Annotated in this window: 19 protein-coding genes; 9 read left to right on the forward strand and 10 right to left on the reverse strand. The window is 52.8% G+C overall.

Features of this window, described 5'->3' with window-relative positions:
* Window positions 1–6: 6 nt before the first annotated feature.
* The 4 genes from CWO84_RS04565 to ppc all read right to left on the reverse strand — a co-directional run bounded on the left by CWO84_RS04565 (window position 7) and on the right by ppc (window position 6,894).
* Window positions 7–1,317, reverse strand: coding sequence for an HlyD family efflux transporter periplasmic adaptor subunit (locus CWO84_RS04565; protein ID WP_033156670.1), 1,311 nt, complete (start codon window positions 1,315–1,317; stop codon window positions 7–9).
* Window positions 1,310–3,403, reverse strand: a complete 2,094-nt coding sequence (locus tag CWO84_RS04570) for an ABC transporter ATP-binding protein (protein ID WP_101051895.1) — start codon at window positions 3,401–3,403, stop codon at window positions 1,310–1,312. The genes CWO84_RS04565 and CWO84_RS04570 overlap by 8 nt, the downstream gene beginning before the upstream one ends.
* 21 nt (window positions 3,404–3,424) lie before the next feature.
* Window positions 3,425–3,865, reverse strand: coding sequence for a hypothetical protein (locus CWO84_RS04575; RefSeq protein ID WP_101051896.1), 441 nt, complete (start codon window positions 3,863–3,865; stop codon window positions 3,425–3,427).
* 107 nt (window positions 3,866–3,972) lie between these two features.
* Window positions 3,973–6,894 (reverse strand): phosphoenolpyruvate carboxylase, encoded by a 2,922-nt coding sequence (gene ppc, locus CWO84_RS04580; RefSeq protein ID WP_205800342.1) that lies wholly within the window; start codon window positions 6,892–6,894, stop codon window positions 3,973–3,975.
* Between the two features lie 112 nt (window positions 6,895–7,006).
* Here ppc and nhaR point away from each other — a divergent pair, with 112 nt between their 5' ends.
* The 3 genes from nhaR (at window position 7,007) to fucP (ending at window position 11,728) form a co-directional block, all read left to right on the forward strand.
* Complete coding sequence (nhaR, locus tag CWO84_RS04585; protein ID WP_033156666.1) at window positions 7,007–7,909, forward strand: transcriptional activator NhaR; 903 nt, start codon at window positions 7,007–7,009, stop codon at window positions 7,907–7,909.
* 348 nt (window positions 7,910–8,257) lie between these two features.
* Window positions 8,258–10,450 carry a glycoside hydrolase family 3 N-terminal domain-containing protein gene (locus tag CWO84_RS04590; protein ID WP_225893083.1) on the forward strand — a complete coding sequence of 731 codons (2,193 nt, stop codon included), beginning with the start codon at window positions 8,258–8,260 and terminating at the stop codon, window positions 10,448–10,450.
* A gap of 6 nt (window positions 10,451–10,456) precedes the next feature.
* Window positions 10,457–11,728: an L-fucose:H+ symporter permease gene (fucP, locus tag CWO84_RS04595; RefSeq protein ID WP_240617964.1), complete on the forward strand. Its 1,272-nt coding sequence runs from the start codon at window positions 10,457–10,459 to the stop codon at window positions 11,726–11,728.
* Between the two features lie 13 nt (window positions 11,729–11,741).
* Here the strand turns inward: fucP and CWO84_RS04600 are convergent, their stop codons facing one another.
* From CWO84_RS04600 to CWO84_RS04610, 3 genes are read right to left on the reverse strand one after another with little or no spacing between them, the layout of a single operon-like run.
* Entirely contained in the window at window positions 11,742–12,836 is a 1,095-nt protein-coding gene (locus CWO84_RS04600; RefSeq protein WP_033156663.1) for a chemotaxis response regulator protein-glutamate methylesterase, read from the reverse strand.
* 29 nt (window positions 12,837–12,865) lie between these two features.
* The gene (locus tag CWO84_RS04605) at window positions 12,866–13,462 is read right to left on the reverse strand and encodes a chemotaxis protein CheD (RefSeq protein ID WP_033156662.1); all 597 of its coding nucleotides are present in this window, start codon (window positions 13,460–13,462) and stop codon (window positions 12,866–12,868) included.
* Complete coding sequence (locus CWO84_RS04610) at window positions 13,459–14,304, reverse strand: protein-glutamate O-methyltransferase CheR (protein WP_346426961.1); 846 nt, start codon at window positions 14,302–14,304, stop codon at window positions 13,459–13,461. Before CWO84_RS04610 ends, CWO84_RS04605 begins: the two co-directional genes overlap by 4 nt.
* Window positions 14,305–14,432: 128 nt before the next feature.
* On the opposite strand from CWO84_RS04610, the gene CWO84_RS25140 reads away from it, so the two are divergent.
* From CWO84_RS25140 to CWO84_RS04640, 6 genes are all read left to right on the forward strand, one after another.
* Window positions 14,433–15,641: a methyl-accepting chemotaxis protein gene (locus CWO84_RS25140; RefSeq protein WP_101051899.1), complete on the forward strand. Its 1,209-nt coding sequence runs from the start codon at window positions 14,433–14,435 to the stop codon at window positions 15,639–15,641.
* Window positions 15,642–15,661: 20 nt separating this feature from the next.
* Window positions 15,662–16,030, forward strand: a complete 369-nt coding sequence (locus tag CWO84_RS04620; RefSeq protein WP_033156659.1) for a response regulator — start codon at window positions 15,662–15,664, stop codon at window positions 16,028–16,030.
* 31 nt (window positions 16,031–16,061) lie between these two features.
* The gene (locus CWO84_RS04625) at window positions 16,062–16,394 is read left to right on the forward strand and encodes an STAS domain-containing protein (protein ID WP_033156658.1); all 333 of its coding nucleotides are present in this window, start codon (window positions 16,062–16,064) and stop codon (window positions 16,392–16,394) included.
* Window positions 16,391–18,583, forward strand: a complete 2,193-nt coding sequence (locus CWO84_RS04630) for a chemotaxis protein CheA (RefSeq protein ID WP_033156657.1) — start codon at window positions 16,391–16,393, stop codon at window positions 18,581–18,583. The genes CWO84_RS04625 and CWO84_RS04630 overlap by 4 nt, the downstream gene beginning before the upstream one ends.
* Before the next feature lie 120 nt (window positions 18,584–18,703).
* On the forward strand, window positions 18,704–20,344 hold the full coding sequence (locus CWO84_RS04635) for a methyl-accepting chemotaxis protein (protein WP_033156656.1): 1,641 nt from the start codon (window positions 18,704–18,706) through the stop codon (window positions 20,342–20,344).
* Between the two features lie 17 nt (window positions 20,345–20,361).
* A complete protein-coding gene (locus CWO84_RS04640; protein ID WP_033156655.1) occupies window positions 20,362–20,907 on the forward strand; it encodes a chemotaxis protein CheW in 546 nt (181 codons plus the stop codon).
* A gap of 110 nt (window positions 20,908–21,017) precedes the next feature.
* Here the strand turns inward: CWO84_RS04640 and CWO84_RS04645 are convergent, their stop codons facing one another.
* The 3 genes from CWO84_RS04645 to CWO84_RS04655 all read right to left on the reverse strand — a co-directional run bounded on the left by CWO84_RS04645 (window position 21,018) and on the right by CWO84_RS04655 (window position 25,108).
* Window positions 21,018–21,401 carry a hemerythrin domain-containing protein gene (locus tag CWO84_RS04645; RefSeq protein WP_101051900.1) on the reverse strand — a complete coding sequence of 128 codons (384 nt, stop codon included), beginning with the start codon at window positions 21,399–21,401 and terminating at the stop codon, window positions 21,018–21,020.
* 21 nt (window positions 21,402–21,422) lie between these two features.
* On the reverse strand, window positions 21,423–23,300 hold the full coding sequence (locus tag CWO84_RS04650; protein ID WP_101051901.1) for a methyl-accepting chemotaxis protein: 1,878 nt from the start codon (window positions 23,298–23,300) through the stop codon (window positions 21,423–21,425).
* A gap of 134 nt (window positions 23,301–23,434) precedes the next feature.
* Window positions 23,435–25,108, reverse strand: coding sequence for a formate--tetrahydrofolate ligase (locus CWO84_RS04655; protein ID WP_101051902.1), 1,674 nt, complete (start codon window positions 25,106–25,108; stop codon window positions 23,435–23,437).
* Window positions 25,109–25,253: the final 145 nt, after the last annotated feature.

A 25,253-nucleotide genomic window follows, 5' to 3' on the forward strand; every position in this document is an offset into this window, starting at 1 on the left:
GAGCGCTTATTTCAGTTTTTGCCTGACCAAATCGGTCGCAGGCGCTTCCATAGTCATCTGCGGCGGAAAGGCATTCAGTTGCCGCCACAATTCGTAAGCCATCGTTACCCGGTTCAACAACACCCAGCCTTTTACTCTCACGCCTTGGCGGGCGAAGCGTTCTGTCGGCCAGGGGCGGTCGTTGGGATCGGGCACGATCAGCACCCTGAATTTACCCTTGCCGTCGTCAGTGGAGTCCACGAAGGCTACTAAGCCACCGAAGGTACCGACGGCTACTTCGGGCCAGCCGGCGAATTGCAAGGCCGGCCAGCCTTCGAATTGCAGACGTGCATGCCGGCCTGGGGTGATCAATACGGCATCGTTGCCGTCTACCCACAGTTCCACGGCTTTCACATCCATATCAGGCACCAACACCAGCAAGGGATCACCTTGTCTGACAATGTCGCTCTGCGGATTGGCCAGCAGCCTGAGGATGCTGCTGTCGCGCGGCGCTCTGATTTGTTGGGATTGCTGGCGGGAAACATCCACTTCGCTCTTTAACAGGCTGCTGCGGCTGTCTTCCAGTTCGCTTTGGGTTTTGTTGGCAGAGGCCGTCGCCGAGTCGATACGGGCTTGGGCATCGGCGCGAATTCGGCCGATTTCGGCTTCGGCGGCGCGTTGTTCGGCCAAAGCGCCTTCCAGACTGGCTTGGGCGCTGTTTAAGCTGCGTTGCGCGACGATACCGTCGCGTTGTGCCACTTCGTAATCGCGTTGGGATACCAGGCCGTCGCCGATCAATCTTTGCAGACGCTGGGTTTGCACGCTGGCCGTTTCCAGCGTGGCACGGGCGGAGGCAATGGCTTCACTGGCGGAGCGCGCACGTTGCCGTGCCACATCCAGCCGGTATTGCGCGGTAGCCACTTGTAAATCGCGGGTAGCAATCAAATTATCGATTTGCAGGCGATACGCCCGCAGCTCGTCTTCTTTGGCTGCCAATTTCGCTGCGGCTGCCGCGCGTTGTTGTTGTAAGCGTTCCAGCAATTCCGGATCGACATCGGTGATTTCCATCAGTAAATCGCCGGCCTTCACTTTGGCGCCTTCTTTGGCATGCCAACTGACGATACGGCCGGAAACCGGCGCATCCAAGTTCTGTTGGCGTTCCAGCGGCGCAAAGGCGGAGACCCGGCCGATACCGTTGATGTTTTGTTGCCACGGGGTGAGCAGCAAGGCTGGAGGGGTCAACAGAAATAACCAGACGCAAGCCCGCGCTAGACTACTGACCAGGCGAGGAGTATGGGCTGCCGATAGCGCGGACAGCCTGATCTGTAACTCAGTCATGGGCGGCTCCCGGCAAAATTATCTCGCGCCCGCAAAGTGCGGCCAATTCTTTGGATCCGGTCAGCAGCAGTAGGGTCCAGGGCGCGTCTGCGGCAAATAGTGCGGATGCCAACTGTTGCTGTAAACCGCTATCCAAGCCATCGAGTATGCCATCCACGATCAACAAAGTCGGCCGGGCGATGATGGCTCTAGCCAGCATGACTTGTATGGCTTGGCTGTGGGCAAGTGGCGAGCCGCCGGGACTCATGACGGTATCCAAATCCAAGCTAGTTAAGCCGACTTTGGCCAAGACCTCTTGGACATCGGCAACGCTCAGGTTCGCATCGCCAAGCCTGATATTTTCCAGCAGGCTATCGTGAAATATCTCCAGTCGGCTGACGACGGCGATGTTTTGCCGCAAAGTACTCAGGCGCAGCTCATCCAGTGTTTGGCCGTTGATTTGTATCCGGCCGGCTTGTGCTTGCCGCATCCCGCTGATTAGCGACACCAGCGCGGTTTTACCGCTGCCGGGACCGCCTGAAATCGCGACTTTTTCGCTAGGCTGAATGTGCAGCGCAAAATCCGAGAATAATGGCCGCTGCGCGCCGAAGCCGAATTTTAAGCCGCTGATTGTGAGTGACGCCGGACCGTTAAATTCTGCGTCCAACTCGGCCGAATCTTCTAAGGGCAAATCCAGCAAATGGCCGATCTTGTCCGTGCCGGCCATCAAGTCGTAAAAGCCTTCCAGGTGTTTGCCGAATTTGATCAAGGCTAGCAAAGCTGACGAGACGATCAGTTCCGCCGCCACCAATTGCCCCAAAGTTAAATGGCCGTCTATGACCAAGTAGCCGCCGATAGCCAACAAGGCCGTACTGGCGATGGCGTACAGCGCCACGGAGGCGATGACTTGGCCCAGCAGCACGCGGTAATGCTGGCGTTTGGCCGTTAAATAGTCCAGCGAGAGTTGGTCGGTGCGGTTGGCGGCCATCACTGCACCGTTACCGAATTTAAAGGTTTGAATATTCCCGGCAACGCTTTCCAGCCAGGCGACCAAGGCATATTTGCTGATCGATTCCTGAATCGCCGTGGTGACCGCGCCGCGGCCCAACAAAAATATTATTGCCGTGATAGATAACAGCAACACCACATCGAAGGCCAGCAGGAAGGGGTGATAGAAAGCCAGCATGATCAGGCCGACGCAAGTTTGCACCACGGTGCTCAAACCGTCCAAGAGCAGTGCAGAGCCGGCTTTCTGCAAGGTCAATACATCGAAAAAGCGATTGACCAGTTCCGCGCCGTGTTGGCTGTCGTAGGCATCGCTGCGCACCCTGGGCAAGCGATAGGCCAAGTCGGCGGCCAGCCGTACAAAAATCCGCCGCTGCACGATCTCCACCAGATAAGATTCCAGCACAAAAACCGCACCGCCGAAGCTTAGAAAGAAAAACAGTATGGTCGCCAATACGATCAAAGGTTGGCCCATACCGCCCATCGCTACGGTATTGACCAGCGCTTGCACCGCCACCGGCGAAGCCAGCGCCAACAATCCGGAGCCCAAAGCCAAACCCAATAATAACCAGAGATCGTGGCGATCAGCGCGTAACAGCTCCAGCAAGCGGCTAAATGGCGGCATGTGGTTGTGATGGTCTTGGCTGACGGCATTCTCCAGCGGCGCCTGGGCTTGCACTAACAGCCACTCGCTGATGCCGGCGTCGCTTCGGCCCAATAGTGCGGCGATGTCAGCCGGTTTGACGTAGCGCTCTTCGATCACCTCGCCTTGAGCAAGGGCCACTCTGACTTTGCCGCCGCGAAATCCGCACAACACCAGCCAGCCGCAGCCATCCGAGAGGCTGGTGAGCAGCGGCGTATGCGGGGATGAGGCGTTGGCGGCCGCAATCGGCGTAAGCAGCGTGCTCTCCATATTCAAACCCAAATGGTCACCGATGCGGCTCAGCGCTGTCTGGCTGTCGTCGCTGACTGAGTCCAGCCAACGCTCCCGGATGCCTTGGGCTTGGCTGGGGATTTCCAGCAGGTCGAATAAGAATCCCAGCAAGGTTTGCGTCGACTGTTTTCTGTGCGGGTGTTCCTTGTTTCCGGCGGTGATGCTCATACGTAACGAAATCCTATCGGTTTAAACGAATAACAGCATGGTCTTGCCGAGTATGCCCAGCAAAAGTGTAACCTTTAGTGTGGCAAGCAATTTGGCCGGGCCGGCTTTTTCACACCAGTTCTGCCAAGCAGCTTCGCATGCTCGCACTATCACGAGATAAGCTTTATATGACAAGCGCCAAACCACAGTACCGAGCAAAGTCAGACCGGTCCAGAACACAATGAACTCGGCTTGGCGCGGCGTTACCCCGAACACGTGTTCCAAAAAATGCTCGAACAACATCTCGACCACCTCAATGGCCAAGTGCAGAATGAGCCATAGAAAGGGTAGCAAGGTGTCGCCAAATTTATACAAAAATATCAGGGTCAAGATTGCCATGGCAGGCTTGTTTTCAAACAGCCAGCGCCCGGTGTTGATAATGATCACTCTAAACCAGTGTGCCAATGCGTAGGCGTATTGCATGGTTCTCCTCCCTTTTAGAGTCTGCCGAAAAGCCCTTTCCCCTTTTCAGGGGGCGCGTCCTTCGACCCGTTCAGGACGGCCGGTATTTCAGGGCCGGGCTAATAACATCAACCGGTATTGCGCATACCTGCGGCAATCGCATTGATACTGCGCAACAAGGGTTTCATCCACGGACTGTCCGCGGGATTCTCGGTATTCATTTCCCGCAGCCGCCGGATCAAAAAAACCTGGATATAGTTTAGCGGCCCCAGATAAGCATCGCGGCGCTGCAAGGATGCGGCCAAGGCCGGATTCTCCGCCAGCAAGCGGTCAGTGTTGGCTATCTCCAGTATCCACTCCACGCAGCGCTGGTGCTCGCCGGCTATCAGGTTGTAAACCCGTTTGCCGGTTTCCGGGTCATTGCACAATTGCGCGTATTCTCGCGCGATGTTCATGTCCGACTTACTCAAAGCCATTTGCGCGTTACTCAGCAGGTTGCGGAAAAACGGCCAGTCCCGATACATTCGCCGCAGGGTTTCCAGGCGCTCCGGCTTGCCGGCGCACCAGCTGGCCAAACTGAAACCGATGCCGTACCAAGCCGGAAACGTCTGCCGCGATTGCGCCCAAGCGAACACCCAGGCAATCGCCCGCACCGAGTTTTTCGAGCGATCCAGTTTTTTGCGGTGCGAAGGCCGCGAACCGATGTTCAAGCCGCCGATTTCGCCGACCGGGCTGGCTTCGTAGAAATAATCCAAAAAGCCGGGCGTGCGTTCGGTCAGGTCGCGGTAGCTTTGTTCGCCGATCCGCGCCAATTCGTCCATGACTGCCAAATCTTCCGCATGATCCGCCGGAACGGCTTGCACCAGGCTGACGCTGGCTTTCAGCAAGCCGGTAACGCCCATGGTTAATTCGTAGACCGCGGTTTCCATATTGTTGTACCGATAAAACAGCACTTCGCCTTGCTCGGTGAATTTGATCTGGCCGCGCACGGTGTCGGGCGGCTGGGCCAGAATCGCTTCGTGAGTCGGGCCGCCGCCGCGACCGACGGTGCCGCCGCGGCCATGGAATAGGCGGCATTTCAAACCGTACCGCTCGCTGATCGCAATAATTTGCCGTTGCGCGCGCGACAAGCCCCAGGCCGAAGCCAGGATGCCGCCGTCTTTGCAGGAGTCCGAATAGCCCAGCATGATTTCCTGGCGGTCATCGCTGACGCGCAACAATTCCCGATAGCACTCGGTATCGAATAGCTGGGTCAGTACCTCGGAGATGCGATTTAAATCGTCGATGGTTTCAAACAAGGGGCTGACGCCGATATGGCAATGCCAATGCCCGCCGATTTTGCCGACCAGGCCGGCTTGCGCCGCCAGCAGCAAGACTTCCAAGACATGACTGGCGGAATGGGTCATGGAAATTACGTATTTACCAAAGCAGTTCGGGCCTATTTCCCGGCGCATTTTCGCCATCACCATAAACAACTCCAGGGTTTCGCGGTTGGCCGGCGTCAGCGCGGCGGCGTCGAATATCAAACCACCCGGTGCGGCAATCGCCTCTGCTAACAATGCTATGCGTTGCGCTTCGTCCAGCGCCAGGTAGTCAATGTTCAATGCGGTTGCCAGAATTTCCGCGACTGCTTCGCTGTGGCGAGTCGATTCTTGCCGCACGTCGAGTTGCATCAAGTGAAAGTCGAACACGTCGGCCAAGCGGATCAGATCGGCTAATTCCAGCTCGGCGATATTGGCGTCGCCGTGGCTGCGCAAGGATGCATCGATCAAGCGCAGATCGTGTAAAAACTCGGCCACGCTGGCATAGGCAAGGCGATTGGCTTGTTCCGCTTGGCCCTGTAACTGTTGTTGCACGCGCTGCAAGGTGGATTGCATGCGATATTTCATCAATATCAGTTTGTGCCGGTAAGGTTCCTGCAGATAGGGCTTTTCCAACTCCGCGACTACCGGGCCTAGCAGGGTGCGGTCGGCGTGCAGGCTGTCGATAAATTCCGGGGCCAAGTCACAAAGTCCATAAGAATGCGACAACTGGCCACGTAATTGATCCAGGCGGGCGAGATATTCCTGCATGATGGTTTGCGCCTGCATGCGTAAGGCCAGCTCGGTGGTCTCCGGTTTTACATTTGGATTGCCGTCGCGGTCGCCGCCTATCCAGGAACCAAAACGCAAAAAGCTGGGGATGCGGATTTGGCTAGCCACGTCGGCGCCGAACACATCGCTAAGTGCGCGTTGTAAGTTCCGGTAAACCAAGGTGGTAGCCTGAAATAGCGACAGTGAAAAATAAAACAAACCAGCGTCGATTTCGTCGGCCACGCCCAGTTTACGGGCCCGCACTTCGTCGGTTTTTAACAGCAATTGAATCTGTGCTTGCAGTTTGTCTAAGGCCTCGCTGCGTTGCTGGCTGCGTAGGCGTGGATCGTCCAAGGCCTCCTGGCTGAGAAAGACATTGCGCAACGCGCTTTTGACTGTGCGGCGTTTGGCTTCGGTGGGGTGAGCGGTCATCACCGGCAAATACAGCATTTCGTCCAATAACACCTGTAATTTATCGGCACTGACGCCTCTGTCGCGTAGTTTAATCAGCGTGTCATGAAACGAGCCGGGCCAATAGCGGCCGGTCTGATTTTGTCGGCGCAAATTTAGGTTATGTGATTCTTCGGCGATATTGAGCAGGCTGAAATAGCCGTTAAACACTCGTACCACTTCGCCTATTTCTTCTGCATCCAGGCCTTCCAGAATCTCCATGAACTGGCGGCGGCGGTTGGCGCTGCCCTCTCGGAGCAAGCTGGCAAACTTGCGTTGCAACTGCGCGACGGCGGTGGCCACCTCCGGTTTGGCTTGGGCGGTGAGCACTTTAGTCAAGATCGAACCGAGCAGGCGTATCGAACTGCGTAATTCTTTGTCGTCGCCGTGAGCATCCGATAAGCGATCACTGAGGATTTGGCTGGCGCCGAGGTTATCCAATTCAAACGCCGACTTGTCATACTCCGCTAATGCGGCTCCGGTACTTGGCGCGATGTCTTCGCTGTGCAGTGCTTTTAGCTTTTGCATGTGCAGTTCTCAGGGTAGGTTAGGGTTGCGTGATAGCCTAGCGCAGCATTTTGATATTGTTAAATAGAATGTTTAGAATTAATTCATCGTAAATTACTATACATTGAGCGCTATGGAACGTATCAACTACCAACATTTGTTTTATTTCTGGAATGTCGCGCGTGAAGAAAGCATCACTCGCGCTTGCGAGAAACTGCATTTGGCGCAACCTACCATCAGCGGCCAATTAGCGGTGCTGGAACAGCAAATTGGCGAAAAACTCTTTTATAAACAAGGCCGTAAACTGGTGCTCACCGACACTGGGCGGGTGGTATTTAATTACGCGGAAGAAATCTTTTCGCTGGGCCGAGAGTTAACTAACACCTTAAAAGGCCGGCCGACCGGCAGGGCTCTGCGTCTGGTGGTGGGCGTGGCGGATGCGTTACCGAAAATGGTGGTTTATCGCTTGCTGGCGCCGGCATTCCGCTTACCAGAGTCGGTGCAGATTCTTTGTTACGAGGACAAAACCGAGCGGCTTTTGAGTGAGATGGTCATGCAAGGGATGGATATAGTCTTGTCCGATGCGCCGCTGACACCAACCAGTGGCGCCAAAGCGTTTAACCATCTGCTGGGCGAATGCGGGGTTACCGTGTTCGGCGCGCCGGCTTTGGCCGCGACCTATAGGCAAAATTTCCCACGCTGCTTGAGCGGCGCACCGTTCCTGCTGCCCACCGCCAACACTTCGCTGCGGCGCTCGCTGGATCAATGGTTCGACGCCGAAAGTATCAGCCCGGCTATCCAGGCCGAAATTGAAGACAGCGCGTTGATCAAAACCTTTGGCAGTGGTGGCGTGGGTTTGTTTGTCGCACCGAGTAATGTCGAAGCCGAAATCCAAAGCCAATACGGCGTGGAAGCCATCGGCCGTATCGACTCGGTGCATGAACGTTTTTACGCCATCACCATGCGCCGCAAACTCAAGCATCCGGCCGTGACCGCGATTTTGGAGAATGCGCGGGATAAGTTGTTTCCGGAATAACAATCCTGAGAAAACTTCATCCGGTGTGGCAGTTGCCACGAAAAACACCAAGCCAGGCTCTACGCCACCGCTGCTCTTAAAATATAAGACAGCATCTTCAGGTCTGGATAAACTATTCCGGGTCCCTGATGGGCACTTGCCGCTGACATGAGCGAATTATCGCCGGCTATGATGTGCCTATTTTTACCGATAACTACAAATGCCTTGCTATCGTTGATCGGATTTTTGCCGTGCGGCCGGCAGGTAGATAAAACGATTGAGCGGGCATCGATCAAACCTTAAATCAATCTCTTGAAAACAAAATTAGCTTTCTTAATTCTTTCCCTATTCTTGGCTTTGGAGTCCGGCGTGAGTGCAAAAGAAACAAACGACAATGTTGAAGCGCAGGTACAGGCCTTATTGGCGCAAATGAGCCTGGAAGAAAAAGTCGGACAGATGACGCAGATCGACTTTAGCGTGGTTTCGGTCGTGAATGGCGAGGTAGCCGACAATCCCATCGATCAGGCCAAACTGGAAGACGCCATTTTGAACCGGCATATCGGTTCGATACTCAACACGCCCACCACGCCGAATAATCAAACCCAGCCCATCGAAAAATGGCGGCGGATGACCCAAGCGATACGCGACGTGGCGGCAAAAAGCCGGCTGAAAATTCCGGTGCTGTACGGTATCGACGCGATTCATGGTGCAACTTACACCGAAAACGCAGTGCTGTTTCCGCAAGCCATCAGCATGGCGGCGACGTTTAATCCCGATTTGGCTTTCAAGGAAGGCGAAGTGACTGCGCGGGAAGCCAAGGCCTCGGGTTTGGATTGGAATTTCATGCCGGTTATGGACATCGGCCGGCAACCGCTGTGGCCGCGCTTGTGGGAAACTTACGGCGAGGACGTGCTTTTGGCGGTGACGATGGGCAGTGCCTATATTCAAGGTCATCAAGGCGATAATTTTGCGGACGCCGACAAAGCGCCAACTTGCTTGAAACATTACGTCGGCTACAGCTATCCCTTGAACGGCAAGGACCGCACCCCGGCCTGGATAGGCGAACGAGCTTTGCGCGAATATTTTCTGCCGGGCTTCGAAGCGGGCGTGAAAGCCGGAGCGCCGACGGTGATGGTCAATTCCGCCGAGGTGGATGGCATTCCCGGCCACGTCAATCATTACTACCTGAACACCATTTTGCGCGTTGAGATGGGTTTTAAAGGCTTTACCGTGTCCGATTGGGCCGACATCAGCCGCTTGTATACCCGCGATAAATTGGCATCCTCGCCGCGCGAAGCGGTAAAAATGGCGGTGATGGCCGGCATCGATATGAGCATGGTGCCGTTCGATTATTCGTTTTACGACTTATTGCTGGATTTAGCCAAAACCGGCGAAGTGCCGATGACCCGTATCGACGAAGCGGTGTCGCGTATTTTGCGGGTGAAATATCAAAGCGGTTTGTTTGACAGGCACGAGCCTGAGCTGGCCGTAAAAGGTAACTTTGTCACTGAGGATGCGGTGGCCGCTAACCGGCAAGCGGCGCGGGAAGCGATCATTCTGGCGAAAAATGACCAACATATTCTGCCCTTGAGCAAGCAGGCCAGCATCTTGGTCACCGGGCCGACCGCGAACTTGTTGAGCGTGATGAACGGCGGTTGGACGATTACCTGGCAGGGCGCCGCAGAGCATTTATATCCCAAAGACAAGCCCACTTTGATACAAGCCATTCAGCAGAAAACCACGGGCAAAGTGACGTACGTGGGCGGCAAAAATTTCAGCGACGAAATCAATATCGAGCAGGCGGTGACTCAAGCCAGGCAGCACGATGTGGTGATTTTGGCGCTGGGCGAAAAAACCTACACCGAAACCGAAGGCAATATCGAATCCCTGCATTTGGACCCGGTACAGTTGCAACTGGCTAGAGCGATTTTCGAAATCGGCAAGCCGGTGGTTTTAGTCACGTTCGGCGGCCGGCCGCGCATCATCACCGAAATTGCCAACAAGGCGCAGGCGGTGGTGTTGGGCTTTTTGCCGGGCATGGAAGGCGGGGCAGCGATGGCCGATATTTTGTTCGGCGACACCAATCCCAGCGGCAAGTTGCCGATTTCCTATCCGCGCGATGTTAGCGATATTGTGATGTACGATCACAAGCCGATAGAGGCTTTTGAGAGCAATCAGTATCGGCCTTTGTATCCATTTGGTCACGGTTTGAGTTACACCACCTTCCAGACCAGCGGCCTGCGTCTGAGCAAAGACAATATTGCCATGGGCGAGAATATCGACGTGACGGTTAAGGTGAAAAATACCGGCACGCTGACCGGCAAGGAGACCGTGATGGTTTACCTGCACGATGTCGCGGCCTCGGTTTCGCGGCCGGTGAAACAGCTAAAGGCGTTTAAAAAAGTTGAGTTAAAACCCGGCGCGGAGCAGACCTTGCAATTTAGCTTAACGCCGCAGGATATGTCTTTTATCGGCGTGGATATGCGGCGCATTGTCGAACCGGGCGAGTTTGAGGTGATGGTCGGTAACGAGATCGCACGTTTCCAGGTCCTCAAACCCTAAATCAATATGCAGGATTCACTCATGCCGGATCGACAAAACCTTGATAGACCCTCGCATGCAGGCTCGCTGACGGTTCTGACTTCGCTATTTTTTATTTGGGGATTTATCACCTGTCTTAACGACATCCTGATCCCGCATTTGAAGGCGGTGTTTACGCTGAGTTACACCCAGGCGATGCTGATCCAGTTTTGTTTCTTTACCGCTTACTTTCTGATGTCGGTGCCCAGCGGCTATCTGGTGGAAAAAATCGATTACAAGGGCGGCATCATCGTCGGTTTGGCGATTGCCGGTGGCGGTTGTTTGCTGTTTTATCCGGCGGCTGGCTTGCATTCTTATCCTTTGTTTTTGGCGGCGTTTTTTGTGTTGGCGTCCGGGATTACCTTGCTACAGGTTTCCGCCAATCCTTACGTGACGGTGTTGGGCGATCCGCACACTGCGTCCAGTCGTTTAACCTTGACGCAGGCGTTTAACTCCTTGGGTACCACGCTGGCGCCGTATTTTGGCGCATTGTTTATTTTGTCGAATGCGGTGAAAAGCGCCGAGGAAATAAAGCTGCTCGACGCCGAGCAATTGTCTGCGTATCAGGCCGCGGAAGCGGCGGCGGTGCAGAATCCGTATTTATGTCTCGCGGCAGTCTTGTTTTTCATGGCGGCAGTGTTTGCGATGTTGAAGTTGCCTAAGATTAACCAGCAAGCCGAGGCAACCGGCCCAAATGCAGTGGATGGCAGCGCCTGGCAATATTCGCACCTGGTATTGGGCGCCGTGGCGATTTTTGTGTACGTCGGCGGTGAAGTGTCGATTGGCAGCTTTCTGGTTAACTTTCTCGGCGAGCCGCATATAGCCGGTTTGGCTGAGCAAGAGGCCGGCAAATACGTGTCGTTTTATTGGGGCGGGGCGATGGTCGGCCGGTTTATTGGGTCGGCGGTGATGCAGAAAATCCATCCCGGCAAAGTGTTGGCCTTTAACGCCTTGGCGGCGGCTGGTTTGGTGTTGGCGACGATGTTGGGCAGCGGCATACTGGCTATGGTTACCATCCTGGCGGTAGGTTTGTGCAATTCCATCATGTTTCCCACCATCTTTTCGCTGGCTTTGACCGGCTTGGGCAGGCATACCGGCCAAGGCTCCGGCATACTCTGCGCCGCCATCGTCGGTGGGGCTATTTTACCTTTGCTGCAAGGGGCGTTTGCGGATCGTATTGGCATTCAGCAGGCTTTTTTCATCCCTTTACTCTGTTATTTATATATCGCCTATTACGGTTACCGCTGTCGCCGCTTGTAGATAAAACCGGCCTTTAACCTTTCAAGAATTTTGCCCGATTCGGCGATTGCATGATCAAATTCGGGATAGCTGATAAAGGCAATTCGCCGTCGGTGCCGCCCAGTTTTACTGCTTCCTTGGGCATGCCGTAGACCACGCAACTGGCTTCGTCTTGGGCCACGCAAAGTGCGCCGGTATCGTGTAATTCTTTCATTCCATGGGCGCCGTCGTCGCCCATGCCGGTCATGATTATGCCCAGTACGTTTTTGCCGGCAGCTTGCGCGGCCGAGCGGAACAACACATCCACCGATGGCCGATGGCGGCTTACCAAGGGGCCATCCTTGATTTCCACCCGGTATTGGGCGCCGCTGCGGCGCAACAGCATGTGTTTGCCGCCGGGCGCGATCAAAGCCAGGCCGGGAATGACCCGGTCGTTTTGCTCGGCCTCTTTAACTGTAATTTGGCACAGGCTGTCCAGCCGTTTGGCAAATGCGGCGGTAAATGCCTCCGGCATGTGCTGCACAATGACGATTCCCGGCGTGGTACGGGGTAATCGCGTCAATACGTATTCCAGAGCCTGGGTGCCGCCGGTTGATGTGCCAATGGCGACGACGCGATCGGTGGTTTCCGTCATCGAGATCAGGCTGGTCGGGGAAATGACGGCGTCGGCGGTTAATTTCGGGCTGCCATCCAGAGGTTTGCCGCTTGGGATAGCCGATTTTTTTAGTCTGGCATGCGCAGCACCTTTAATCGCATCCGCCAGCAGGGTTTTCGAATCTTGCAAAAAGCCCTTCAGGTTGACGGTCGGTTTGGTGATGATGTCGACGGCACCGGCACTCATGGCCTGCATCGTCACTTCCGCGCCTTTTGCCGTGAGCGTCGAACAGATCACGACCGGCGTGGGATGTTCGTGCATTAGCTTCTTCAGGAAGGTGATGCCGTCCATGCGTGGCATTTCGATGTCCAGGATGATGACATCCGGCCAGTCTTTTTCCATGCGGGTCAGGGCAAAGATGGGATCCGGCGCGGCACCGATCACTTTGACGCCAGGCAGGCTATCGAGCAATCCGGTTAATACCTGCCGGACCACGGCGGAGTCGTCGACAATAAATACTTTTGTGTCTGTCATAGTGTTGCCTGTTAATGGTCTTGGATGATTTACCAGAATTCGGCACTGCTTCTGGATTTTTCATGTTCGTCGATATTTTTCTTCCAGTAGCGGCGCTCTTCATTTTCAAGAGACAGTTGCTGATTGTGGTCGATTTTTTTGATAAACACCGAATAATCAGTACCGACGAAATGGACGTTTCTGCCGATATTGCCGCCTAGACAGGCACTAAGCATAGGAATGTTTTCTTTTTTTAAAAACTCTTTGATGAATAAAACATTCACGTCGCCCACGGTTTCCTTGCGGTTTTTGTCCTCTCGCAGTTTTAATACGTTGCCGCCGCCGAAGCATTTGGCTTGTAGATTGAGCCGGTTGGCACCCAGTTTCATCATTTCGTTGATCAGCAATTCCATCGCATAAATGCCGTAACGGCCCTCTTCGGATTCGATGATAGGCATGTTTTTGGAGTAGGAACGATAAGCCAGCAAAAAATGATTCATACCAAATACCCGATTGATCGGGTCGTATAGGCAGGCAGCCACGCACGAGCCCAATAGTGTTGAAATGACTTCCGGCTGGCGGGAGGCATAGAATTCGCCCGGATCGATGACGATACGCTGGGTATCTCGGAAGGGCAGGATTTTCATGGTTTCCGGTAGATAGAAGGCTTCAGCATTTGTAACTGTTCGGTGACCCGGTGCAGGCTTTCCGAATGACTGATGATGAAATGTCCGCCAGGCTTCAGCGCGGTAATCAGTCGTTCGACGACCTGCTTTTTGGTGTCTTGGTCAAAATAGATTAGAACATTACGCAGAAAAATTACGTCGAACCTCCCCAATGTATGCGGCAGTGAACTCATCAAATTAACCTGGTCAAATTTGACGCGGCTGCGTAGTTTGTTGTCCACGCGAAAAAAACCTTCCTGGCTGCGCACGCCGCGTAAACAATATTTTTCTAACAGGCGCTTATCCATATGATCCAGTCTATCCAGTGGGTAGACGCCATGGCGGGCAACTTCCAGCACTCGCGTGCTCAAATCGGAGCCGAAAATCTCCCAGTTGCGCGTGCCTAGGTTCTCCGCTAATACCATTGCTAGAGTATAGGCTTCTTCTCCTGTCGAACTAGCCGCGCTCCAAACCCTAAAATGCTCGCCGCGCCAGATTTTAAGAATGTGCTGTTGAAAAAATTCGAAATGCTTAGGTTCCCGAAAAAAATACGTTTCATTGGTGGTCAGAATGTCGACCAGCGTTTGAAATTCATGGGGGTAATCGGGACTGGTAGCCAATTGGTAGTATTCGCCGTAATGTTCTAGCTGGTAATAGTCCAGCCTTTTGGCTAGCCGGCTGGCTACCATGACTTTCTTTTCCGGTGTCAGAGCGATGCCGGCATGGTCGTAAATCAAACGTCTGAAGCGTTCGAATTCTTCGGTTGTGATCGGGGCAATAGTAATAAAACCGTCTCCGTTAGTAAGGATATGCGACGTAATTATGTCAGTAAATAATTACAGGAAGTGCTGAGAACTTAACATTAACGAAAAACCTAAGATGGTAGTGGGTTGAATGCAAATTTAAAACTCTCTACTATCTTTAACATACCCAAAACCCAGACGGAATTCCCATGCTTCGAAAACCTTATCCTGTAGCCAAGAGCCCCGGTCCACTTGGTTTTTATCTGTTGACGGTTGGGTTGGGAGTGACTGGTGGATTGTTGGCCTGCGTGCAAACCGGTTTCAGTTTGATCAGCTTGGGAGCTACCGCCGCGCTTGGTTTTGCCGGCGTCCTGATTGGGTCTGCTTTGTACAATAAACAGCAAACCGCTCTGAATGAAGCTAATAACGCCTGGCGTGGCGACGAAGATTTAAAACTGCAAGAGCTTGAAGCATACGCCATCGAGCTGGAGCGGTTGTTTCTGCAAGTAGTGCCCATTTTGCTCAGACAAGTACAAACATCCAGAACGCATACCGAACAGGAAATCACCGTCCTGACCAGCCGTTTCGCCGCTATGGTTAATCAATTGGAGAGACTGATTTCCGGCGGTGCGCAGAATCGTCAAGGTCGTAGCGTGGATGTGTTATTCGGCGAAACCCGGGATGCTTTGACGGCGGTGTTAAAAGTTTTAAGTGAAATCCAGGACGTTGAGCATGCGGTAGTCGACGAGGTTCGTAAATTGTCCGCACATACCGGTCAACTGGACACGATGGCGCAGGAAGTGCGCAAGGTCGCTGAGCAAATCAATTTACTGGCTCTAAATGCGGCTATCGAAGCCGCTCGCGCAGGCGAAAATGGCCGGGGTTTTGCGGTTGTAGCCGACGAAGTCCGTAAACTGGCCGGATTTTCGTCTTCCACCGGGGAAAAAATCAGCCACGCCATTGCCGATATCAACAAAGCCATGGCCTCGACGTTGAAAATGTCCGAGGCATCCGGCTCTTCCGATGACAAAGCGATCCGAGATGCCGAACACGCCATCCGCACCGCTCTGGACGATTTGCGGGTGGCTTTGGATATGTTCAGAAACGATGCGGATCAGTTACGCGGCAACAGCGCGCAAATTCGCGACGAGATTTTCTCGGTGTTGACGGCGTTCCAGTTTCAGGATCGGGTCAGCCAAATGCTGTCGCATGTCGAACATAATCTAAACAGCCTGCAAACTGCGGTAGATGCCACGCGCAGCAGCGGCGAGCGCCAAGCAAATAGCTTGGATGTCGGCGCCACATTGTCGAGAATGGAGCTTAGTTACACGATGCCGGAAGAGTTGTTGAATCACTCTTCAAGTGCGGCGGTCAGTCACCAAAGCACTTCCGCCAACGATGAGATTACATTTTTCTAAATTTGATGAAGGATTGACTAATGGCTAAAACCATCATGATTGTTGATGACTCGGCATCCATTCGACAGGTTGTCGGCATTGCCCTAAAGGGTGCCGGCTACGATGTGATTGAGGCCTGCGACGGCAGGGATGCACTGAGTAAATTAACCGGACAAAAAATCAATTTGATCATTACCGATGTGAATATGCCGAATATGGATGGCATAACCTTTGTGACGGAAGCCAAAAAACTCCCGGCATACAAATTCACCCCGATGATGATGCTGACTACCGAAGCCGCCGACGATAAAAAACAGGCTGGCAAGGCCGCCGGCGCGAAAGCCTGGCTGACCAAACCGTTTCAAGCCCCCACTTTACTCGACGCGGTGTCCAAATTGGTGTTGCCTTAAAAACAACCCCATTGCACAAGGGGAGAAAACCTTGGCTATCCACCTAAAACAACAAAAAAAGGGTGTCACCCATCTAGCCATTCAGGGTGAATTGACCATCTACTCGGTGCTGGAACACAAACAAGCACTATCCCCGTATCTAAGCTCGGCTAAAGACGTGCAAATCGATCTTGCCGATGTCACTGAAATCGATAGCGCCGGTGTGCAACTGCTGATGTTTCTGAAGCAGGAAGCCGTCAGCCGCGATATCCGCTTTAGTCTTATTCAGCATAGCGAGGCGGTCGTTGAAGTGCTGGAACTGCTCAACCTGAGTAAGCATTTCGGCGACCCTATCGTAATCTCCGCAGATTGGAAAACATCATGAGCGAATTAGATGCGGCCTTAACGGTTTTCGCCCAAGAGGCTGAAGAGTTGTTAACTGATATGGAAGACGCTTTGTTGTCTCTGGAGAGTAAACCGGACGATAGCGAAACCATCAACAGTTTATTCAGGGCCATGCATACCATCAAAGGCTCTTCCGGATTGTTTGGTTTTAACGCCATTGTCGGCTTTACCCATGAAGCGGAGTCGGTCCTGGATAAAGTGCGTAACGGCGAACGCGGCATCGACGCGGAATTGATTTCTGTCTTGTTGGACAGCAAGGATCACACTGCTAAATTGATCGAACATTGTTTGACGCAGAAAGACTCCGAGTTACCGGCAAGCTTGGCGGCGGATGGAGAACGTTTGATTCGGCAATTGACCGGACGGCAAACGACCGACATGCAGCAAAGCGACGATAGCGTCCAGCTGGAAATTGAAGGCGGCGGTGAAATATCGGTGGACGATAACTGGCTAATTTCTCTAGAGTTTCAGAAAGATGCCTTCAGAAACGGCATGGACCCCTTGTCGTTTATTCGCTATCTGCGCACCTTGGGTGAGATTAAACAAATTCTTACTGTAGCCCCGGAAATGCCGGTCGGTGACGACATGGACCCGGAAAGCTGCTATTTGCATTTCAAAATTGCTTTTCAGAGCGATGCGAATAAACAGACGATAGAGGCGGTGTTTGATTTTGCCTCGGACGATTGCGATATCAAAATTTTGCCGCCTAATTCCAAGCTGGAGGAATATTTAAATCTGTTGAATGCCCAGGATGACAATCATGTCAACCGCTTGGGCGATATGTTGGTGCAGGTTGGGGCGCTGACTCAAAATGATGTCAACCATGCTTTGCAACGTCAGCAGGCCAATATTGATTCCGAACTGGTTATCGTCCCCGGCAAACCCTTGGGAGAGATACTGGTCGAGCAACATGTCGTACAGCAGCCATTAGTCGATCAAGCGCTGAAAAAACAGGAACAGACCAAACAAAAACTGGCAAGCGAAGCCAATTACATCCGGGTCGATGCTACCAAACTGGGCCATTTGATCAATTTGGTCGGTGAGCTGGTGATTTCCAGTGCGGCGATGAATTTGATCGTTGAGCGGCATGGCCTCAGCGATGCCGGCGACGTGGCCGCCAGCATGAATGCCTTAGTCGGCAGTATTCGCGATACCGCATTGGAATTGCGCATGGTGCAAATCGGCGAAACCTTTTCCCGGTTTAAACGGGTGGTGCGCGACGTTAGTAAAGAATTGAATAAAGACATCGAACTTTTTATCAGCGGCGGCGAAACCGAGTTGGATAAAACGGTCGTCGAAAAAATCAACGATCCGTTAACGCATTTGATCCGCAACGCCCTCGATCACGGCATTGAAAGTCCCGAGCAGCGGCTCGCCGTAGGTAAGCCGGCACAAGGTACCGTGCAACTCAATGCCTACCACGAATCCGGGCATATCGTGATTCAAATCGCCGATGACGGCGCTGGTTTAAATAGCGACAGAATACTCGCCAAAGCATTAGCTAACGGTTTGATTAAACCCGATCACGATTTGTCCCAACAAGACATTCACAATCTGATATTCGCCGCCGGACTTAGCACCAAGGATCAAGCCACCAATTTATCCGGGCGCGGTGTCGGCATGGATGTGGTGAAAAAAAATATCGAAGCCTTACGCGGCTCCGTCGAGATAGACAGCGTAGAAGGCGAGGGCACCACCATTTCCATACGCTTACCGCTGACCCTGGCAATTATCGATGGTTTTATGGTCGGCACCGGTCAGGACCGCTACATCATCCCGTTGAGTATGGTGGACGAATGCATCGAGATGAACGCCAACGAATGCGAGATTGATGAATTACAGCATTACATTAATTTACGCGGCCAGGTTTTACCGTATTTGCGTTTAGCGGATTACTTTCGGAACGGTTCCCATGACACCACTAGGAAGCGCGAGAGCGTGGTGGTGGTCAAATTCGGGCAAAGCAAAGCCGGGTTTGTTGTCGATGAATTGCATGGCGAGCATCAAACTGTCATCAAGCCTTTGGGCAGGGTTTTCGAAAAACTTAAAGGTATTACCGGCGCTACGGTGTTGGGCGACGGTAATGTAGCTTTAATTTTAGATGTGCAGGGTCTGATTGACTCGGCAACCAGTTTTAAGCACCGAAAAGTGCCAATGTATGAACAGTGAACTGTCCCCTTTAAGACCGTAGATTCTATTTTTGCCAGTGAAAGGCTGCACTTTTGTCGGGAGAATTCCCCGTTACTTGAAGGCACTCTGTTCCGGCTTTAATTTATAAGGAATAAGAAAATGAAAATGACCGTGGTAAGAAAAATGATTTTACTGGTCGTGGTGGCCATTATTGGTTTGGCGGCTGTCGCCTGGATAGGCCAACGCAGTATGACCAGTGTCTATGAAAAAACAAATTTTGCAAATTTGAAGACCGTACCGGCGCTCTCGGCCCTCGGTGATGCCGGCCAGCGACTGGGACGTTTGCGGGTTCGGGTCTATCGGCATGTATTGACCGAGGATATTGCTGAAAAGGCAAAAGTCGAAGCAACGATCAAGGATGCGCAGGATGGTATTGAGAAGGCGTTTGCACTGGTGGAAAAAACGGTCGACGAGGGCAAAGACCGCAAGTTGTTCGAGGAAATGACAAAAACCTATAAGGAGTATGGGTTGTCTATCGATAAAATTATCGAGGTCTCTCGAAAAAATAATGATGCCGATAGTCGAGCGGCGCTGACAGCGGGTGCGCCAATCGCTGAGGAGTTCAACAGCAAAATCGATAGTTTCCAAGAATATGTCATTGAAGAGGGCAAAAAGTCTGCTGACGAAGCGGCGGCTGAAAAGGAAAGCGCAACCTTTATAGTGAATGTGATCAGTGCATCGATCTTGATATTCACGGGGATTCTGGGCTGGGTAATTACTCGTGGCATTATTCTGCCCTTGAATGAACTGCAACGGGTAGTGGACGCACTGGCGCAAGGAGAATTTAGTACCGCCATTAATATCAATCGTGAAGACGAAATCGGCGTGGTTGCCAACGCCTTGAAAGATATGCGCGGGCATTTGGTCAGAGTGGTGCAGGAAGTGCGTTCCAATTCAGAGGCCTTGTTGAGCGCATCGCAGCAAGTTAGTGCCACGGCGCAATCGATGAGTCAAATGGCCACCGAGCAAGCAGCAAGCGTGGAAGAAACGACTTCGTCGATTGAACAACTTAATTCGTCGGTACAACAAAATACCGAAAATGCCCACATCACCGAACAAATGGCCACCAAATCTGCCAGCGAAGCCCGCGATGGCGGTAATGCCGTGAACGAAACGGTAACGGCCATGAAACACATCGCCAAAAAAATTGGTTTAATCGAAGACATTGCTTACAAAACAAACCTGCTATCGTTAAACGCCGCCATCGAGGCCGCGTCCGCCGGTGAGCACGGAAAAGGTTTTGCGGTGGTAGCGGCAGAAGTGCGTAAGTTGGCGGAAAGTAGTCGGGTCACCGCCGAAGAGATCAATGAATTGGCCACTAATAGCGTGGCGATAGCTGAGAAAGCCGGTGGTTTGATCAGCGCAGTGGTGCCTAATATCGCTAAAACCGCCGATTTGGTTCAAGAAATTAATGCCGCGTCGATCGAACAATCCAGTGGCATCAATCAGATCAACGAAGCCATGCGCCAATTGGATAAGGCTACCCAGCAAAACGCCGCCAGTTCAGAAGAATTAGCAGCGACCTCAGAAGAATTAAATGGCCAAGCGACCCAACTGCAGCACGCCGTGGCCTTCTTTAAATTGGAGGAGGACAAAAGAGCGCAAAATTACAGATCGACTCCGCCTGCACCTCGCCCAAATAGAGGTCCGGTAAGTCCCAGCTATGCTGCTAAGCCTGCGGCTCCGGCTTTAGCGGATGGGTCGATTAATTTTAACGACAAAGACTTTGAGCGCTTTTAATCTCTGGAGAACAGACCATGAGTAATCTGATTCGGAGAGAAACCGGCCAGGCAGTGGCGGTTCAGGAGCAGGTAGGCCAATACCTGACTTTTTTAGTGGGGACAGAAAGTTTTGCCGTCAGCATTCTGGATGTGAAGGAAATTATCGAAATTGCCAACGTGACCCGGGTGCCGTTGACGCCGGACTATATTCACGGCGTGATCAATTTGCGCGGCAGCGTGGTGCCGGTAATCGATTTATCGGCACGATTAAGCCGGCATTGCTCGGAAGTGAGCAAGCGCAGTTGTATTGTGTTGGTGGCGGTTGAAGCGGGCGAGGGTTCGCAACTGATCGGCATGTTGGTGGACGAAGTCCGGGAGATTTTGGAAATTCCGCCCGCCAATATCCAGCCGGCACCGGATTTCGGTACCGATATTCGTACCGATTTTATTCAAGCCATGGCCCGTGTCGACGACGTATTTATTATACTTTTGGCGATTAGCCGGGTACTGTCGTTGGACGAGCTATCGTTACTAAACGACTTGGCGCAATCTCAAGACCATCTGCTCGCAAATGCGGACTAGGTTTTGATCTGGGAGCTATGCTGGAAGAATTTTCCGGCATTCTCCCAGCAGCTTGTCTTCTTCACGGCTAGGTAGCAGCACTCGTTGCTATCCTGTTGGATGATCTGCCGCTATTTCTGGGTTTTTAAATAAGTATTAATGGCAGCATCTTCCTCTGCCATATGAGTAATCCAGTCGCGCATGAAGCCGGACACGTCTATTTCCTGTCGTTTTTGCTGATGGATTCCCTGACTAAACGCGATCAGTTTCTCCAGCATCACATTATGCGTCTGCACATGATGTTGATATTCCGGATAGTCGTGCTGTTTCATAAAGGCTTCTTCAGCTTGAAAATGCTCTCTAACGTGTTGATAAAGCAACATAATATTTTCGGCTAGCGCTTGCGTATCTTTCGAGCTCACCAATTGGTTTGCCAGATCGAAAATCTCTCTGTGCTGTTGGTCAACGGCTTCGTTTCCGAGCAAATATTGATTTTCCCAAACGAATTCGTTCATGTTATTTCCGTCATCTTTTTGTTATTGCATCTTAAAAAAGCCAACTTCTCGCATGAGCGTTTGGCTTTGATCGTTTAATTCTTCAGCAGTGGCGGCCAATTGCTCTGAAGCTGCCGCGTTATGCTGAATGGCCGTATCCAATTGTCCTACCGCTTGACTGATTTGCCGGACGCCGGCAGCCTGTTCGTCGGATGCGATGGCTATTTCCTGTACGAGCGTAGCGGTTTTTTGAATGCTGGGCAGCATTTGGCTGAAGATACGGCCGGCGTTTAGGGCGATGTCCAGGCCGGTATTGGCTAGTTCGCCGATTTCGTTGGCGGTATCCTGGCTGCGGGTTGCCAACTTTTGCACCTCGGTCGCTACCACCGAGAAACCGGCGCCGTGTTCGCCCGCTTTGGCGGCGACGATCGAAGCGTTTAATGACAGCAAGTTGGTTTGGTAGGCAATCGCTTCGATTAGGCCGATTTTTTCGGCGATTTTGTTCATCGCCTCCACGGTGTCTCTGATCGCTTGTTCACCGCTTTGCGCCGATTCGGCGGCGGTAAGCGCTATTTTTTCCGTAGTCTGGGCATTCTCGTGGTTGTGTTCCACCGACCCGGTCAATTGTTCCAGTGCGGCGCTGGTTTGTTCGATACTGGCCGCTTGTTCGCAGCTGCTTTGACTGAGTGTTTGCGCGGCATTATTGACTTCAGTAGAGGCTTGAGCGATTTGCGCCGAACAGCTGCCGATAGTGCCGATTACATCGGCCAGACGTTTTTGCATGGTCAACATTGCGGCAAAAATGCCGACATGTTGCTCCGCTTGCGGCATGCCGCGCCGTTCCAGTTTCCCGGCGGCGATATTGACCGCCAGATTATTGACCTGCCACGGTTCTCCGCCCAACTGAGCGGCTATGTCCTTACGCAGTATCCAAAATAGCGAAAAAGACAACCCCGCTACCACAATAATAAACACGCCGTTGAACAACAATCGGCGACTGGCGCTGTTTTCAATCGCCTTGGACGAGTCTATGGTGTCTTTGGCGATATAGTTTTCCACGTCTTTCAACAGATTGATCTTGCCGGTTTGCATGGCAAACCAGTGGGCCGGGTCTACCCCAAAACCGCCTTTATCGGCATTGCTCAGAGCTTTGCTGCGCATCGCCGCCGTTTCGTCAATAAACTGTCCGCGCAACGTGTGTTGTAAAAAATCCAGGTACTGCTGGGGGGCGACAGAGGCGAAAATATCCAGATAAGTATTCTGAAAAGCGATCAGGGTCACCAGTTTTTCATACATGCCGGGGCCAAAAGCGTCCTTGGCAAAAGTGTTCGCCAACACGGCCCGCTCCACGCCCGCTTGCTCCTTGCCTTTCAGAAAATTGGCATAGGCATCCAGCTTGTGATTGATTTCTACATTGGTGCTCAATTGCGGCAACTGGGCGATGATGGCCAGATAGGCGGCATTTAGATTGGAATAGTAATTGATGGTAACTTCGCCGCTGGCGCTTAAAGCGGTGACCGACTGGCGAGTCTCGTCGAGTTGGTCGATTTGCCGGTCTACCGCAGCCAAACCAGCCGCCAGATTGGTGGCGGCGGCTTTGGTGTCGAATGCTTTGAGAAAAGCATTCAGTTGTTTCAGTTTTTCGTCGGTGGCTAAGCGTTGTTGCTCCAGTTCTTGTTTAAATTTCTGGCCGCCACTACCCAAATGCCCGACCGACAAGCCGCGTTCTTTTTGTAATTCATGCACCAGATCGCTGGCGTACACGGAAAAGTTGGCTAAGGAGATAATCTTTGCCGCTGACTGCATCTCCACAATATGGGTGTAGACCACGAAGGAGGCCATTAGCAGTAAGCCTGCTAAGGGTATCAGCGATAGGGCCGCTATTTTGTGGCTGAATTTAACGGTTTTCAGGTCAAGCATGTCCACTCCCGGCGACTATTCATATGCTCAAGCATAGTCCAGGGTGCTTATACCTGCTACGTGTAAGGTTGAAGGAAACGGGCCGATTGCATTGCAAAAAATTCGAACAATCGACCCAATTTGCCTAGCGATATTTAGAACAAACCGCTGATCACGCCGTCGTCGCTAATATCGATACGCTCGGCGGCCGGTACTTTGGGTAAGCCGGGCATCGTCATCATGTCACCGGCAATCGCCACGATGAAGCCGGCGCCGTTAGCCAGACGTACTTCATTGATTTCCACCGTATGGTCGGACGGCGCGCCCTTGGCATTGGGGTTGGTGGAAAACGACATTTGGGTTTTCGCCATGCAGACCGGGAAATGACCGTAGTTGGCTTGCAGCGCCTTCAACTCGGCGCGAATTTTCGGGCTGGCGCTGATGTTTGCCGCGCCGTATAGCTTGGTGGCGATGGCTTCGATCTTATTCCACAGCGGCAGTTCGCTGTCGTAAACGTAGCTAAAGCCGGGTTCGCGATGATCGACGATGTTCAGTATCTCCTGAGCCAGCTGTTCCGCGCCGGCACCTCCGTGGGCCCAGTGCTTGGCGACTACGCATTTCACGCCCAACGCTTCGCATTTCTGCTGCAACAAGGCAATTTCGGCGTCGGTGTCGAAGGTGAAATGATTGATACTGACCACGCAGGGCAGGCCGTAATGCTGGGTAATGTTATGCAGATGGCGCTCCAGATTGGCAAAACCTTGTTCCAGTGCCGCCAGGTTTTCCTGGTTCAAATCGTCTTTAGCCACGCCGCCGTGGAATTTCAAAGCGCGTACCGTGGCGACCAATACCACCGCCGAGGGCTTTAAACCCGACATCCGGCATTTGATGTCCAGAAATTTTTCCGCGCCCAAGTCGGCACCAAAGCCGGCTTCGGTGACCGCATAATCGGCCAGCTTCAACGCGGTTTTGGTGGCGGTGACGGTGTTGCAACCGTGGGCGATGTTGGCAAACGGGCCACCATGAATAATCGCCAGATTGTTTTCCAGGGTTTGTACCAGGTTAGGTTTGATCGCATCTTTTAAGATCGCCGCCATCGCACCGTGGGCTTTCAGATCGCTGGCATAAACCGGCGTGACTTTATCGGATTTGTAGCCGATGACGATGCGGCCCAAGCGCTCCTTCAAGTCGGCGCGGCTGGTGGCCAGGCAGAGGATGGCCATCACTTCCGATGCGACGACGATGTCGAAGCCGTCTTCGCGCAAATAGCCGTTGGCCGGCCCGCCTTGGCCTATGGTGATTTTGCGCAACGCCCGGTCGTTCATGTCGATTACCCGCTTCCATTGGATGCGGCGCGGGTCGATGTCCAGTTTGTTGCCGTGATTGATATGGTTATCAATCAACGCCGACAATAAATTGTGCGCCACACCGATGGCGTGAAAGTCGCCGGTAAAATGCAGATTGATGTCTTCCATCGGCACTACTTGCGAGTAACCGCCGCCGGCCGCGCCGCCTTTTACACCGAAGCAAGGGCCCAGCGAAGGTTCGCGCAGGCAGATAATGGTTTTTTTACCCAACCTGTTCAAGGCATCGCCTAGACCTACCGTGGTGGTGGTTTTACCTTCGCCGGCCGGGGTGGGGCTGATGGCGGTGACTAAAATCAGTTTGCCGTCGGTTTTATCGGTCAGGCTGTTGACATATTCCAGGGAAATCTTGGCTTTGTAATGACCGTAAGGGTCCAGATGTGCGGCGGGAATGCCGAATTTTTCGCCGGCCAAATCAATAATTGGGCGCATGCTTGCCTGTTGGGCAATTTCAATGTCAGACATGGTAGTTCCTAAATACTCTGAGAAATGTGGCAATAAAGCAGAGCAGCCGGCGGCTGCGATGGGCGGATATTGTAGAGTTCTAAGGCTGGGGCAGCCAGAAATTTAATGGGGAAAAGCCGGCAAGGCTTTATGGGTAAGGCGCTGC

Origin of the sequence: Methylomonas sp. Kb3 (assembly GCF_002834115.1) — a bacterium.
Lineage (GTDB): Bacteria > Pseudomonadota > Gammaproteobacteria > Methylococcales > Methylomonadaceae > Methylomonas > Methylomonas defluvii.

Coding starts and splice junctions, on each gene's coding strand:
- CWO84_RS04565 (WP_033156670.1), bottom strand. CDS start 1,317: ATGACTGAGTTACAGATCAGGCTGTCCGCGCTATCGGCAGCCCATACT.
- CWO84_RS04570 (WP_101051895.1), bottom strand. CDS start 3,403: ATGAGCATCACCGCCGGAAACAAGGAACACCCGCACAGAAAACAGTCG.
- CWO84_RS04575 (WP_101051896.1), bottom strand. CDS start 3,865: ATGCAATACGCCTACGCATTGGCACACTGGTTTAGAGTGATCATTATC.
- ppc (WP_205800342.1), bottom strand. CDS start 6,894: ATGCAAAAGCTAAAAGCACTGCACAGCGAAGACATCGCGCCAAGTACC.
- nhaR (WP_033156666.1), top strand. CDS start 7,007: ATGGAACGTATCAACTACCAACATTTGTTTTATTTCTGGAATGTCGCG.
- fucP (WP_240617964.1), top strand. CDS start 10,457: ATGCAGGATTCACTCATGCCGGATCGACAAAACCTTGATAGACCCTCG.
- CWO84_RS04600 (WP_033156663.1), bottom strand. CDS start 12,836: ATGACAGACACAAAAGTATTTATTGTCGACGACTCCGCCGTGGTCCGG.
- CWO84_RS04605 (WP_033156662.1), bottom strand. CDS start 13,462: ATGAAAATCCTGCCCTTCCGAGATACCCAGCGTATCGTCATCGATCCG.
- CWO84_RS25140 (WP_101051899.1), top strand. CDS start 14,433: ATGCTTCGAAAACCTTATCCTGTAGCCAAGAGCCCCGGTCCACTTGGT.
- CWO84_RS04620 (WP_033156659.1), top strand. CDS start 15,662: ATGGCTAAAACCATCATGATTGTTGATGACTCGGCATCCATTCGACAG.
- CWO84_RS04630 (WP_033156657.1), top strand. CDS start 16,391: ATGAGCGAATTAGATGCGGCCTTAACGGTTTTCGCCCAAGAGGCTGAA.
- CWO84_RS04635 (WP_033156656.1), top strand. CDS start 18,704: ATGAAAATGACCGTGGTAAGAAAAATGATTTTACTGGTCGTGGTGGCC.
- CWO84_RS04640 (WP_033156655.1), top strand. CDS start 20,362: ATGAGTAATCTGATTCGGAGAGAAACCGGCCAGGCAGTGGCGGTTCAG.
- CWO84_RS04645 (WP_101051900.1), bottom strand. CDS start 21,401: ATGAACGAATTCGTTTGGGAAAATCAATATTTGCTCGGAAACGAAGCC.
- CWO84_RS04650 (WP_101051901.1), bottom strand. CDS start 23,300: ATGCTTGACCTGAAAACCGTTAAATTCAGCCACAAAATAGCGGCCCTA.
- CWO84_RS04655 (WP_101051902.1), bottom strand. CDS start 25,108: ATGTCTGACATTGAAATTGCCCAACAGGCAAGCATGCGCCCAATTATT.